Origin of the sequence: Treponema bryantii (assembly GCF_900111035.1) — a bacterium.
Taxonomy (GTDB): Bacteria; Spirochaetota; Spirochaetia; order Treponematales; family Treponemataceae; genus Treponema_D; species Treponema_D bryantii_C.
Map to the genome: position 1 here is coordinate 53,909 of NZ_FOFU01000008.1, position 12,864 is coordinate 66,772.

Here is a 12,864-nt window from a genome sequence, read left to right on the forward strand (position 1 = left end):
TACATAGCTGATTTCCGACGTGTCGTTGTACGAACGTGCAGCGGGGCGCTCGCCCGGATATTCGGGGAAATTGCGGACTTTGGCAAGGTGGTATCTATGATTACTCTCAAATTCGGTGGAACGTCGATGGCTAATGCCCGACGTATTCTTGCTTCTGCGGACATTATTATCAACCGCGCAAAAGAAGACAGACTTAGTGTTGTAGTTAGCGCAGCAGCCGGCGTTTCTAACACTCTTCAGGCTGCAATCGATGCATGTGTATCCGGCATTTCCGGAACAAATTACGTAAACGACATTCGAAACACTCACAATGAAATCTGTCTTGAACTTCAGTCAAAGCTTCCTGGTTTTGATGCAGAAAAAACAATGGCTAAGATTGAGCCGAATTTTGGAGAGCTCGAAAAGCTCCTTGCTGGCTGTGTATCTTTCGGCGAGTGTCCTGACACAGTTCACTGCCGCATCATGGGTATGGGAGAACTTCTCTCAGCTCCAATTATGGAAAACGTTCTTCTCGCAAAAAAGCAGAGCGTAATCTTCCTTGATTCAAGAAAATTTGTATTCACAACTGGAAATCAGAAAGAGGGTGAAGCTGATTATTCTGCATGTAACGAAGCCTGCGCTCCATTCCGTGATGGCGCTTCTCCTCAGCAGACTCGCATTCTTTTGTTCCCAGGCTTTATCTGTACATTCAACGGAGGTTCTGGAACAAAGCCTGTTATGGGACTTCTCGGTCGTAACGGTTCAGACTTCTCTGCAGCAATTATTGGTGCGTCACTTCGTGCTAAACGCGTAGAGTTCTGGACAGACGTAGACGGTGTTTATACTGCAGATCCACGCGTTGTAAAAGATGCAATTCTCGTAGACGATATGTCTTACGAAGAAGCTATGGAACTTTCATTCTTTGGTTCTAAAGTACTTCATCCAAAAACAATTGCACCACTTCAGGCAAAGGGAATTGAAGCATGGAGCTTGAACAGCCATAATCCAAGTGCTCGTGGTACACGCATTGGTCAGGGACCATTTGAAAGCCGCGGTAAATCAAGCATTTGTGGTATTTCTTCTTTGAAGCACGTAAGTATGATCAGCGTGGGCGGTTCACTTATGCGCGGCCGCACCGGAATGGCAAGTAAGATTTTCTCTGCAGTTTCTTCTGCCGGTTCTTCTATTCTTTTGATTACTCAGTCTTCTTCTGAATATACAATTTCTTTCTGTGTACGCGACAGCGAGGCAGACATTGTAAAAGATGCTCTTGAAGCAAAGTTTGAGCTTGAAATCCGCGAAAAGCTTATTGATGCAATTGATGTTCGCAAGGACTGCGCAATTGTTTCGGTTGTAGGCGACGGTATGATTGCTAACCGCGGTGTTGCAGGAAAATTCCTCAATGCTCTTTCAAGTCAGGATATCAATATTCTTGCAATTGCTCAGGGTAGTTCAGAGCGCTGTATTTCTGCAGTTATCGAAAATGAATATGCTGATACAGCCGTTCGTGCGGTTCATCAGTTCTTCTTCCATACTGCTCAGACAATCGAAGTATTTGCTTTCGGTGCCGGAACAATTGGTGGAACAATGATAGACCAGATCCGAGACCAGAGAGAAAAACTTCTTAAAGAAAATGTTGATATCAAGGTTCTCTGTATTACAACTATCGACGGTATGCTTTTGAATGAAGATGGACTCGATCTTTCTAACTGGCGCGACCAGATGAAAAAGCCTGATTTCCCATTCAATTCAAATCAGAATGTTGATGATATCATTAAGTTTGTCCGCGAAAAGAAACCACTTAATCCTGTATTCGTAGATTGTACAGCTTCTTATGATTTACCGGAGCGTTACCTCGACATCTTGAACGCAGGCATGAGCATTGCAACACCAAACAAGCGTGCTAACTCTATGGACATTAAGTTCTATCATGAGCTTCGTAGAACTGCTAACAAGATGCACCGCCGCTTCCTTTATGAGACAAACGTTGGTGCAGGTCTTCCTATTATTGATACTTTGCAGAACCTTTATAAGTCTGGTGATAAGCTTGATCACTTCAACGGAATTATGTCTGGTTCTCTTTCTTATATTTTTGGAAAACTTGACGAAGGTGTTCCTTTCAGCCAGGCTGTTCTTGAAGCAAAAGAACTTCGCTATACTGAGCCGGACCCACGCGATGACTTGAACGGAATGGACGTTGCCCGCAAGGGACTTATCATCGCCCGCGAGTCTGGTTACGATATTGAACTTTCTGATATTCAGATGTTCAAGGTATTCCCGGACAACTTTGATTCAAGCGGAACTGTTGAAGAGTTCTTGAAGAAGCTTCCAGAAGTTGATGATTACTTTGCAAAGAAGATTGCAGACCTTAAGAAGAAGGGTAAGGTACTCCGCATGGGTGCCACAATCAAAGACGGAAAGGTTAGCGTTGGTATGATGGAAGTTGGACAGGATGATCCTCTGTACAGCGTAAAGGGTGGAGAAAACGCCTTCGTATTCTACACAGAACGCTATCAGCCAATTCCTTTGACTGTCCGCGGATATGGTGCCGGTGCAGGCGTAACAGCTGCCGGTGTATTTGGAGATATCCTTAGAACTGTAAGCTTTAACCCTGAAAGATAAATCTGCATCGTCATTGCGAGCGAAGCGAAGCAATCTATTCGAATGGATTGCTTCGGACTACGTCCTCGTAATGACGGGGAGTTCAATATGGAAAAATATGTATTAAGTGTTTTAGTAGAAAACAAAACTGGTGTACTCAGCCGTGTTTCCGGTCTGTTCAGTCGTCGTGGTTACAATATCGATTCGCTCACAGTTTGTGCTACAGACAAGCCTGAACAGAGCCGTATGACTATTGTTGTTACCGGCGATGAATATATCTTAGACCAGATTCAGAAGCAGCTTGCAAAACTGCAGGAAGTTATTGCAATTAAAAAGTGCGAGACTTCAAGTTCTGTACAGCGTGAAATGTCGCTTATTAAGGTAAAAGCCGAAGCAAGTAACCGTGGAACAATTATTGAAACTGCGGATATTTATAAAGCTCGCATTGTAGATGTAAGCCTTGAGTCTGTGATTATTGAGATTACCGGAAGCGAAGAAAAGGTAGAAAGCCTTTTGCGCCTTCTCGAGCCATATGGAATACTTGAGTACGTAAGAACTGGTCTCACATCACTTGGTCGTGGTAGTGGGGTAATGTAATTTACACCACTTAGATTCAGTTATACATTTTGAGACGGAACTTAGTTCCTTCTCGTTACCCAGCCGGAAGATCTTAAGTTGTCTTACCGGCTGTTTTTTTTGTCTGATAATGGTGCGGTCGGAATCAGAGAATGTGTTGTTGTTATAAATACTAACTAACGATAGTTTGGAATCTATTTGTTCGTTTTCTGTGCTTATTATGACTGGAATATAAATCTCTTTATCGGATATTTCGAGTTCTCCGAAATCAATACTTCTGATATTAAGAGATGTCAGTTCGTTGTAAGGAACGGAATCACTTCCAATTTCAATCCACAGAGGTCTGGCAGCGAGTAAAATACGACCTTCAGTAAACAGGTTTGAAATCAGTTCTTTTTGAAATTTAATCAGTTTTAATTCTTCTGTTGGATGTAAAATTACCACTGCCATACGGGGAGTATAACTTTTTTTAATAATTTGGTATAGTTTTAAATATGAAAATGCCTAAGTTTACATCTTTGACTAAAATACAGAAAAGCCTTGTTGTAGCGCTTGTAGTTTTTTTGCTTCTTGATATTACTGCCGGTATTATTCTTTTAGTGAATAAAAATAAATCTGCAGTAAAGCTCGTTGGCCCGGGCGGTGTAACTACAAATCTTTATTCTCTTGATTCAGCAGCTACTAAGGGAACTGTGAATGACGGCTATGCGAATTTTAAATTTACAAAAGCTCAGAAAGAATATTTCTATAAAACATATAATGAACAGGGCTCTGTTGCATTAACAATCTGTCTTCAGATGATGCCTACAAGAAAACAGAAGGAACTTATGGATTCAGACAACCAGACTGTTCTTCGATATGGTTTTCTTGGTAAAGATGATTTTACTATTGAAGGCAAGTTTATAAAGAAAAAGTATCCGGATACAAGACGTATTCAGATTCAGGCAGATGAAAAGAATGCTCCGGAACTTTTTGATGTATCTTTTGCTGTTCAGAAAAATGATAATATAGAAAAATTTACACCGGAAGGATTCTTTGTTTATTCAACTGTTCGTTGTCGTGTAATTGCTGCAATTGTTGTTCCTGCAGAAATTGGTTTTGATTATAAAGCTGAAATTCCATTTGTCGGCTTTGCCTGCAACGGTGGTGTAATTGATTTTACAAACAAAAGTTTTGATTTTTCGGGCAGTTCAATGGTATTCCCTGTTCAGAGCAATAATAAACAGTCTATGCCGGAGTTTAGAGTATTGCTTTCTGATAATCTGGAAAATAAAACTACACGTGAACACTCTGTTAGAGTTCAGATGAATGTTGGTGGTGAAAAGCTCTATCTGAATAATGTTGAAGCTGCACGTGAACTTATAATTCCAACGGGCGCTCTTAATACTCCTTTTTCCCGTGTTGAATTTACAGATAATTCAGAATGTGTTGAATCTCTTATTATGCGTGGAACCGGTATTGCAGGAGACGAAGTTCTTGATCCTGTTAGAACTGATCCCGGCTTAATTTTGAATTATAAAACTTCTCAGTGGCGCACTGCAGATTATGAACTGTTTGAGTGGGACAGATTCCCTCAGATTCTTTTCTTTGATACACGTAATTACGAAGTTCAGGATAAACTTTTCAGACGTATGGCCTTTTTCGTTGAGAAGCAGGGCTATAAAGGCCGGCTGCTTACAAATGATGAACTCGGTGACATGCACGGCTACAATGCTCATGATTACAGTGCAGAAAGTATGGCCCGCTTTTTCAATAAGGCTACGGAAATTGGTTTTCAGTTAAACGAAGAAGAGCTTCTTTTAAAACGTATTCTTATTCACAATAAGCTTTTTGAAAGTGATGGTCTTTATGTTAAGGCAAATGAGGGCGGTCTTGTTTCAATTTCCCGTGAAACTCCGCTCTGGAGCCGTACAAATCTCCTTGCTCATGAAGGCTGGCATACAATCTTCTTCCGTGATGCTGAATTCCGAAATTTTGTTTCTGCTGTTTATTATACTTTTGATCCAACTTCGCTCGAATTCCTTATAGACTACTTTAAATCTCAGCCAAGTCTTGGTTATGACATTAATGATGAATATCTTATGCATAACGAATTTATGGCCTATATAATGCAGCAGAAGCTTTCTGGGGTTTCTAAATACTTTGTGCATCTTGCTAACCGGGGAACTGTAATTGATTTTACACCAGAACTTGCTTCCTATGTCAGAAAAACAGAAGGCCGCGGTTTTGAAGACGCGGCCAACGCATTAAATGATTTTGTATTTGATAAGTACGGAATCGTGTGTGGAAATATAGCACTGGTTAACCGTTAATTTCTGACACGGTCATTCTGCGGACTCTGGATCATTTTCTTGAAGTCTGCAGTAAAAGCCTTTACAGCTCCGAGGGTTGTCGGTGGGCCGTGACCTGGCATAAGAATCACATTATCCTGCTGAGAGAAAATCTTTTTTTCGATATTTGATTTTAAGATATATTCAGAGTAACTTGAGTTTGTACTTCCGATTTCACCAGCCGAAAGAATGTCCCCTGTAAAAAGAATGTTTCCAATCTGATAAACAACTGAGTCTGATGTGTGTCCCGGAACGGACATGTATTTTACAATCATCTTTGCAAGACGAAGTGTACCGTCGCCGGATATTACAGTTGTTTCTTCACCGGCAACTTCCCAGTCGGCAGCAAGAATTTTAGGTGAATAGATTTTTCTGAGAGTGTGAAGTCCGCCTGCATGTGAGCCGTGGTTGTGGGTAATCAAAACTGCTACAAGCTTAAGATGGTTATCTTCGATACGTGAAATTATTTCTTCTGTAATTTTACCAGGGTCAATTATGATTGCCTCAGAGGTCTTTTCATTTACAACAATGTAGCAGTTAGAAAATCCGCCTATATTCAGATGGAAGTAAACTTTCATAAGCTGCCTCCATCTACAATTGAGTTTCCAAATGACATGTCATTTTCTGAAAGAGCTTTTCCTTCTGGAGTGAAAAGAGCTTCTCGGGTATTAGACATCTTGAAAGAAACGTTTGTTCTTTTTGAATCATAAAAAAGAGATTTCTTTAAGTTACAGTTTCTGAAAGATGTATCTATAAGGGTAGAGGCAATAAAGCGGGAATTAAAAAGGTCTGAGTCATCAAATGAAGACTGATAGGCTTTGATTCCGTTGAAATTGCTCTGAATGATATCACTGGATGTGAAGAGTGTATGTGTAAAGGTTGCACCTGAAAAAGATGTAAAGAGTGAATTACTTTTGATAAAACTGCAGTCGTTGAAAATTGCAAAATCAAAAATACACATGCGGAACACTACATTACTTGAACTGATATTATTAAATGTACAGTTTGTAAAGGTACAGCCGTAAAACTTTTTATTGGAAATATCAATGTTAGAAAAAAGAAGTCCGCAGACATTTAGGCCAACAATTTTATCATGTTCAGAAATGTATTTGTAAATATCTGCCTTAAACTTTCCCGGGTCTGGAATGTGGTCCAGACAGTAGTTTTTGTCATCGGTGAGATTGCCATCTTCATCGAAGGTTGAAATTGCGAGGTTTCGGCAGTAATGTACGAGGCACTTATTCTGCGTGAACATAATTTTATTATAGTAGAAAGTTGTAAAAAATGATACTATATAATTATGATTTGCTGGAAATGCCATAAAGAAATTTCTGTTGAAAAGCCTGTTCGTGGGGATGAATGTCCGCTCTGTCATGCTGATTTACATGTATGTAAGGCGTGTGAGTTTTACGAAAGTGGAGCCCATAACGACTGCCGTGAAAGTTCTGCTGAGTTTGTAAGCGATAAGGAACGCGGTAATTTCTGTGATTATTTCCGTGCATCAACAAAAATCACAAAAGGTGAGGTTACATCAAAATCTGATGCAGCAAGATCTGCTTTTGATGCCCTTTTTAAATAGTTTCTCACAAATGCCTAAAATCGAAGAACCGTTAAAAACAAAGCGCTTTAGCGGTTTGTTTAGGTTCATCGAAAAAAAGGCACAGAGCGAGATTTATCGAGCGAATAAATAGACTTTTGTTCTGTGCCCTCTGTGAGGAATTTAAACTGGATAATTATGACTGACTTTGTGTTTATAGACAGTGGCGTGGGTGGGATTCCATATATGATGAAGCTTCTGGAAAAGAAGCCTGAATCTTCGTGTGTGTATGTTGCAGATACTGAGAACTTTCCATATGGAGAAAAATCTCATGAGCAGGTTGTAGAATGTGTGCTTGAGCTTGTTGGAAAAATCCGCACTCAGTTTGCTCCTAAGGTGATTGTTGTTGCCTGTAATACTATGAGTGTAAATGCTCTGGATGAACTGCGTGCAAAGTATTCTGATATTCAGTTTGTAGGAACTGTTCCTGCTATTAAACTTGCGGCAAGTGTTTCTAAAAAGCGCCGCATTGGTCTGCTTGCTACAAAGGCTACCTGTGAAAATCCTTATAATTTAGAACTCAAAGAAAAATTTGCCAGTGACTGTGTACTTGTTACCCGCGGTGACGGTGAACTTGTTTCTTTTATTGAACATAATGCATTTACTGCCAGCCGCGAAGAATGTCTTGCGGCTATTAAGCCTGCGGTTGATTTCTTCCGTAAGGAAGACTGTGATGCGGTAATTCTTGGCTGTACTCATTTTTTGAATTTTACTGATGTCTTTGAAGCGGCTTGTGAGCCGGATATTAAGGTTGTTGATTCGGTTGATGGTGTTGTGAGACATTCTTTACAAGTGCTCGCGGCGGCTCAGGCACAGCCTTCGCCGAGACTCGCTAAAAACAGTCCATCGGACTGTTTTTACCCTGCTGACGCAGGGCCGCTCCCTAAGGGGTCGTCTTCTCCCTCCTTGTTTATCACCGGTTTTCGTGACACTGAGGAAGAAAATCAGTATAATGTGCTTTGTTCACGATTTGGCATTCAATTCGGCGGTTTGCTGAGTAAATAGATTTATAAGAGGAAAAAAATGAAAAAAATTATTTCCGGTAAGGTTCGCGAGGTTTATGACCTTGAAGATGGACGCATGGTAATTGTTACAACTGACAGAATTTCTGCTTTTGATGTTATTCTGCCAACAATGATTACAGACAAGGGTAAGGTGCTCAACGCTCTTGCTAACTTCTGGTTCGACTACACAAAAGACATTGTTAAGAATCACATGATTTCAAGTGATCTCAAAGACATGCCTGCTGAATTTCAGAAGCCGGAATTTGAAGGCCGTACAATTCTCGTAAAGAAACTTAAGATGATTCCTTATGAAGTAATTGTTCGCGGATATATGTTCGGTTCTATGTACGAAGCTTACAAGAAGGGCGAGCCATTCCTTGGTCACAAGTTTGATAAGGAATACAAAGAGGCTGAAAAGCTCGACGAGCCAATCGTAACTCCTTCTACTAAGGCTGCTGAAGGTCATGACATCAACGTTACTCTTCAGTACATGAAGGATGATCTTGGTGAAGAACTTGGAACAAAAATCGAACAGGCTGCTCTTGCTATTTACAAGAAGTGCTACGAGCACGCTAAGGCAAACGGAATTATTATTGCTGATACTAAGTTTGAGTTTGGTCTTGATGAGAACGGCGAACTTGTTCTTGGTGATGAAGTTCTTACTCCAGACAGCTCACGCTTCTGGGATGCTTCTAAGTATGAAGTAGGCGGAAGTCCTGCAAGCTACGACAAGCAGTTTGTACGTGACTGGCTCAAGGCTAACAACCTGGCTGGAGATCCTAACATTAAGGAAGTTCCTGCTGATGTTGTTGCTCAGACAGCAGCTATCTACAAAGAGTGTCAGACTCGTATTTGTCATAATGGCTAAAATCGAAGAACCGTTAAAAAGCAAGCCGAAAGGGTTGCTTTAGGTTCATCGAAAAAATGCCACAGAGGCAAGCTATGCTTGCCGACTGTGTTTTTTTTTACACTGTTTTTCGTAAAAAATCTAACTTTTTTTAATAAAATTTCCTCCGTTTATCCTTTCATCTGAAAAAAATCAAAAAAAATCCTAAAATTTTCAAATAAAATTCTTAAAATTCTTCATTCAAAAATCCAAATTCCGGGCTTACTATGATTCTATAAGAAAAAAGCATCTATAGGAGGAAAAATTAGATGAAAAAAAGCGTTATTGTTGCTGTAGCACTTATGTGTGTTGCATCATTGTTTGCCGCTCCAAAAAAGAAGGCAAAAGCTGGTGATGGAAAAATTAAGATTGGTATCATTAACAACCCACCTTCAGAATCAGGATACCGCGCTGCTAACGTAAAAGACATGGAAACTGTATTTACTGCAGCTAAAGGTTATGATGTAAAGACTTTCTACAGCTTGAAGAATGAAGAGCAGTTGAATGCTGCTGCACAGTTTATTACAGACGGCGTAGACTATATTCTTCTTTCAGCTGCTGCTACAGATGGTTGGGATAAAACTCTTAAAGCTGCACAGAAAGCAGGTATCAAAGTATTCTTGTTCGACCGCATGGTTTCAGCAAAAGACAATCTTTATGAAGCTGCTGTAGTTTCAGATATGGCTAAAGAAGGTGAAACAGCTGTTGCATGGCTCAAGAATCAGAAACTTAAGGAATACAATGTAATTCATATTCAGGGTGTAATGGGATCTGACGCTCAGCTCGGACGTACAGGTGCTTTGGACAAGGAATTTGCTGCAGGAACAATGAAGAAAGTTGTTCAGCAGACAGGTAACTGGAGTGCTGATGAAGCAAAGAAGATTGTTGAATCAGTTATCAACTCAAAAGAAAAGTTCAACGTAATCTATGCTGAAAACGACGATATGGCTAAGGGTGCTGTTGCTGCTCTCGATGCTGCTGGTATTACACACGGTGTAAAGGGTGATGTAATTGTAATGGGATTCGACTGCAACAAGTGGGCTCTCCGCGAATTGCTCGCTGGAAACTGGAACTATGACGGACAGTGTTCTCCATTCCAGGCTACAGTAATCGAAAACATGATTAAGACTGGCAAAGTTCCTTCAAAGAAAATCATCAATGAAGAAAAGGGATTCGATGCTAAGACAATCACAAAGGCTGATATCGATAAGTACGGTCTTGGTGACTAATATCAAACATTACTTGTAAAGAGTTTGATACGGCGTAAAGTGTGTAATCCATATTTTACGCCGTTTTTTTTAAAACGTGGGATTATTTATGGAAGAAAAAATAGTTTTAAGTGCACGTGGAATTTATAAAGAATTCCCTGGAGTAAAGGCTCTTCAAAATGTTGACTTTACTCTGCGTGAAGGCGAAATTCACGCGCTTATGGGAGAGAACGGTGCCGGAAAATCAACTCTGGTAAAGGTTCTGACCGGTGTATATGAAAAAGACTCCGGAGAAATCAGAATTGCAGGAATAGAAGGTCCTGTTACAATTCGTTCTCCTCAGGATGCCCAGAATCTGGGTATTGCTACAGTATATCAGGAAATAACTCTCTGTCCTAATCTTACGGTGGCAGAGAATATGTATATAGGACGCGGTAACTACAAATTTGTTAATCACCGTGCCCAGGAAAAGAAAGCTACAGAACTTCTTGAAAAATTAAACATTCCGGCAAAAGCTACTCAGCAGCTTGGTACCTGTTCTATTGCCATTCAGCAGATGGTAGCAATTGCACGTGCTGTTGATATGGATTGTAAGGTTCTGATTCTTGACGAACCAACTTCTTCTCTTGATGACCGCGAAGTTGAACTTTTGTTTACACTTATGCGTGATCTTAAGAAGCGTGGAGTAGGAATCATCTTTATTACTCACTTCCTTGAACAGGTTTATGAAGTTTGTGATAAGATTACTGTTCTTCGAAACGGTGAACTTGTTGGTGAATATACAATTGCAGATTTGCCAAGAGTAAAACTGATTTCTGCCATGCTCGGTAAAGATATGGAAGACATGACAAACCTCAAAAATCAGAAACGTCCTTACACAGGAGCCGGAGAGGTTGTTTATGAGGCAGAAGGCCTTGCAAGTTCTGAAGGTGTTCGGCCGTTTGACTTCCTTATTAATAAGGGGGAGGTTAACGGCTTTACAGGACTTCTTGGTTCTGGCCGAAGTGAAAGTGTTCGTGCAATCTTTGCTGCAGACCGTGTAACCGGTGGTAAGGTAAAGGTAAATGGCCGCGATATAAAAATCAATCAGCCTAAGGATGCAATGAAAGCTGGAATCGGATATCTTCCGGAAGACCGCAAGGGAGACGGAATTATTCAGGATCTTTCAGTTCGTGAAAATATTATTCTTGCTCTTCAGGTTCTTAACGGCTTTACAAAACCTATTTCTAGAGCAGAGCAGGAAAAGCTTGCAGATGAGTTTATTGAAATGCTCGAAATCAAAACTGCATCTAAAGAAACTCCTATTAAGTCACTTTCGGGTGGTAATCAGCAGAAAGTTATTCTTGCCCGCTGGCTTTTGACTCATCCACAATATCTGATTCTTGATGAACCAACTCGTGGTATTGACGTAGGTACAAAAATTGAAATTCAGAAGCTTGTGCTTAAACTTGCAGAAGAAGGTGTAAGTGTTACCTTTATTTCTTCGGAGATTGAAGAGATGCTTTCTGTATGTCAGAGACTTATCGTTATGCGTGACCGCAAGATTGTAGGTGAGCTTAAGGATGATCTTTTGCGTCAGGATGTAATTATGCAGACTATTGCGGGAGGTAAGGCACAAAATGGCTAATAAAGTTTTAAATCAAATAAAGAAACTTTTTGCATCACAGCTGGCAATTCCGCTGGTTGCATTAATTGTACTGGTTGTATTCAACCTTATCCGGGATCCAGGTTTCTTCTCTATTGATATAATGAAGAATAATCTTGGAAATACAGTTCTTTCAGGTAACTTAATCAGTATTCTGAACGGAGCTTCTGAGCTTGTTATTCTTTCAATTGGAATGACACTTGTAACTTCAGCTGCTAAAGGACAGGATATTTCCATTGGTGCATCTGCTGCTATTGCAGGTTCAGTATTCGTAAAAATCCTCAAAGCATGGGGAATAAATGGTGGAACAATATTTGCAGGACTTATTATTGCATGTGTTGTTGCTGTTATCTTCTGTCTGTTCAACGGCTTACTGATTGCAAAGTTCAATATTCAGCCGATGATTGCATCTTTGATTCTGTTTACAGCAGGTCGTCCTGTAGCATACTGGATTAACGGAGGTGCAACACCAAATGTTGAGGCACCAATCATTACCTATATCGGAAACTTTATTCCACACATTGCAATTCCGACTCCAATTATAGTAGTCGTAATTTTCATAGTGTTGATAAATCTGCTTCTGAAAAAGACTACACTCAGTCTTTATATTCAGGCTGTAGGTATAAATGAACGTGCTGCAAGATTAAACGGTATAAATCCTGTAATGATGAAGATGGTTGTTTTTGTAATCCTTGGTATCTGTGTAACAATGGCCGGTGCAATGAATGTTTGCCGAATCGGAGTTATCAACCACGAAACAATCCTTCTTGATATTGAAATGGATGCCATTCTTGCAGTTGCTATTGGTGGTAACTCACTTGGCGGTGGAAAGTTTAAGCTTTCAGGATCTATCCTTGGTGCTTATATTATTCAGGCACTCACAATTACCCTGTATGCTATGAAGGTTTCTTCTACAGCGGTAAAAGCTTATAAAGCAATCGTAATTATTTTAATTGTTGTTGCAGGTTCTCCAGTTGTTAAGAGTTGGATTGGACAGCTCAAAGATAAGATTGTAGCAAAGAAGGAGGCTAAATAATT

12 protein-coding genes are annotated in these 12,864 nt (G+C 40.2%); 9 read left to right on the forward strand and 3 right to left on the reverse strand.

Annotated features, from left to right (window positions below; translation table 11 throughout):
* Window positions 1-96: 96 nt before the first annotated feature.
* Both thrA and ilvN read left to right on the forward strand, forming a co-directional pair.
* Window positions 97-2,601: a bifunctional aspartate kinase/homoserine dehydrogenase I gene (thrA, locus tag BMY21_RS12200; protein WP_074644623.1), complete on the forward strand. Its 2,505-nt coding sequence runs from the start codon at window positions 97-99 to the stop codon at window positions 2,599-2,601.
* A gap of 87 nt (window positions 2,602-2,688) precedes the next feature.
* Window positions 2,689-3,177, forward strand: coding sequence for an acetolactate synthase small subunit (ilvN, locus tag BMY21_RS12205; RefSeq protein ID WP_074644625.1), 489 nt, complete (start codon window positions 2,689-2,691; stop codon window positions 3,175-3,177).
* Here ilvN and BMY21_RS12210 read toward each other — a convergent pair.
* A complete protein-coding gene (locus tag BMY21_RS12210) occupies window positions 3,148-3,606 on the reverse strand; it encodes a hypothetical protein (RefSeq protein WP_074644627.1) in 459 nt (152 codons plus the stop codon). The genes ilvN and BMY21_RS12210 overlap by 30 nt on opposite strands.
* 44 nt (window positions 3,607-3,650) lie before the next feature.
* Here BMY21_RS12210 and BMY21_RS12215 point away from each other — a divergent pair, with 44 nt between their 5' ends.
* The gene (locus BMY21_RS12215) at window positions 3,651-5,468 is read left to right on the forward strand and encodes a hypothetical protein (protein ID WP_074644628.1); all 1,818 of its coding nucleotides are present in this window, start codon (window positions 3,651-3,653) and stop codon (window positions 5,466-5,468) included.
* Here BMY21_RS12215 and BMY21_RS12220 read toward each other — a convergent pair.
* Window positions 5,465-6,064 (reverse strand): MBL fold metallo-hydrolase, encoded by a 600-nt coding sequence (locus BMY21_RS12220; protein ID WP_074644630.1) that lies wholly within the window; start codon window positions 6,062-6,064, stop codon window positions 5,465-5,467. The genes BMY21_RS12215 and BMY21_RS12220 overlap by 4 nt on opposite strands.
* Window positions 6,061-6,741, reverse strand: a complete 681-nt coding sequence (locus tag BMY21_RS12225) for a pentapeptide repeat-containing protein (RefSeq protein ID WP_074644730.1) — start codon at window positions 6,739-6,741, stop codon at window positions 6,061-6,063. Before BMY21_RS12225 ends, BMY21_RS12220 begins: the two co-directional genes overlap by 4 nt.
* Before the next feature lie 45 nt (window positions 6,742-6,786).
* On the opposite strand from BMY21_RS12225, the gene BMY21_RS12230 reads away from it, so the two are divergent.
* The 6 genes from BMY21_RS12230 to BMY21_RS12255 all read left to right on the forward strand — a co-directional run bounded on the left by BMY21_RS12230 (window position 6,787) and on the right by BMY21_RS12255 (window position 12,862).
* Complete coding sequence (locus BMY21_RS12230; protein WP_074644632.1) at window positions 6,787-7,065, forward strand: hypothetical protein; 279 nt, start codon at window positions 6,787-6,789, stop codon at window positions 7,063-7,065.
* A gap of 156 nt (window positions 7,066-7,221) precedes the next feature.
* On the forward strand, window positions 7,222-8,088 hold the full coding sequence (gene murI / locus BMY21_RS12235; RefSeq protein ID WP_074644633.1) for a glutamate racemase: 867 nt from the start codon (window positions 7,222-7,224) through the stop codon (window positions 8,086-8,088).
* An 18-nt stretch (window positions 8,089-8,106) separates the two neighbouring features.
* A complete protein-coding gene (locus BMY21_RS12240; protein ID WP_074644635.1) occupies window positions 8,107-8,955 on the forward strand; it encodes a phosphoribosylaminoimidazolesuccinocarboxamide synthase in 849 nt (282 codons plus the stop codon).
* A 287-nt stretch (window positions 8,956-9,242) separates the two neighbouring features.
* Window positions 9,243-10,202: a substrate-binding domain-containing protein gene (locus tag BMY21_RS12245; protein ID WP_074644636.1), complete on the forward strand. Its 960-nt coding sequence runs from the start codon at window positions 9,243-9,245 to the stop codon at window positions 10,200-10,202.
* Between the two features lie 88 nt (window positions 10,203-10,290).
* Window positions 10,291-11,808, forward strand: a complete 1,518-nt coding sequence (locus BMY21_RS12250) for a sugar ABC transporter ATP-binding protein (RefSeq protein ID WP_074644638.1) — start codon at window positions 10,291-10,293, stop codon at window positions 11,806-11,808.
* Window positions 11,801-12,862: an ABC transporter permease gene (locus BMY21_RS12255; protein ID WP_074644639.1), complete on the forward strand. Its 1,062-nt coding sequence runs from the start codon at window positions 11,801-11,803 to the stop codon at window positions 12,860-12,862. The genes BMY21_RS12250 and BMY21_RS12255 overlap by 8 nt, the downstream gene beginning before the upstream one ends.
* The last annotated feature ends 2 nt before the right edge of the window (window positions 12,863-12,864 follow it).

Bases quoted from the DNA above. Each gene is read 5' to 3' on its own strand.
- thrA (WP_074644623.1), top strand. From the start codon at position 97: ATGATTACTCTCAAATTCGGTGGAACGTCGATGGCTAATGCCCGACGT.
- ilvN (WP_074644625.1), top strand. From the start codon at position 2,689: ATGGAAAAATATGTATTAAGTGTTTTAGTAGAAAACAAAACTGGTGTA.
- BMY21_RS12210 (WP_074644627.1), bottom strand. From the start codon at position 3,606: ATGGCAGTGGTAATTTTACATCCAACAGAAGAATTAAAACTGATTAAA.
- BMY21_RS12215 (WP_074644628.1), top strand. From the start codon at position 3,651: ATGAAAATGCCTAAGTTTACATCTTTGACTAAAATACAGAAAAGCCTT.
- BMY21_RS12220 (WP_074644630.1), bottom strand. From the start codon at position 6,064: ATGAAAGTTTACTTCCATCTGAATATAGGCGGATTTTCTAACTGCTAC.
- BMY21_RS12225 (WP_074644730.1), bottom strand. From the start codon at position 6,741: ATGTTCACGCAGAATAAGTGCCTCGTACATTACTGCCGAAACCTCGCA.
- BMY21_RS12230 (WP_074644632.1), top strand. From the start codon at position 6,787: ATGATTTGCTGGAAATGCCATAAAGAAATTTCTGTTGAAAAGCCTGTT.
- murI (WP_074644633.1), top strand. From the start codon at position 7,222: ATGACTGACTTTGTGTTTATAGACAGTGGCGTGGGTGGGATTCCATAT.
- BMY21_RS12240 (WP_074644635.1), top strand. From the start codon at position 8,107: ATGAAAAAAATTATTTCCGGTAAGGTTCGCGAGGTTTATGACCTTGAA.
- BMY21_RS12245 (WP_074644636.1), top strand. From the start codon at position 9,243: ATGAAAAAAAGCGTTATTGTTGCTGTAGCACTTATGTGTGTTGCATCA.
- BMY21_RS12250 (WP_074644638.1), top strand. From the start codon at position 10,291: ATGGAAGAAAAAATAGTTTTAAGTGCACGTGGAATTTATAAAGAATTC.
- BMY21_RS12255 (WP_074644639.1), top strand. From the start codon at position 11,801: ATGGCTAATAAAGTTTTAAATCAAATAAAGAAACTTTTTGCATCACAG.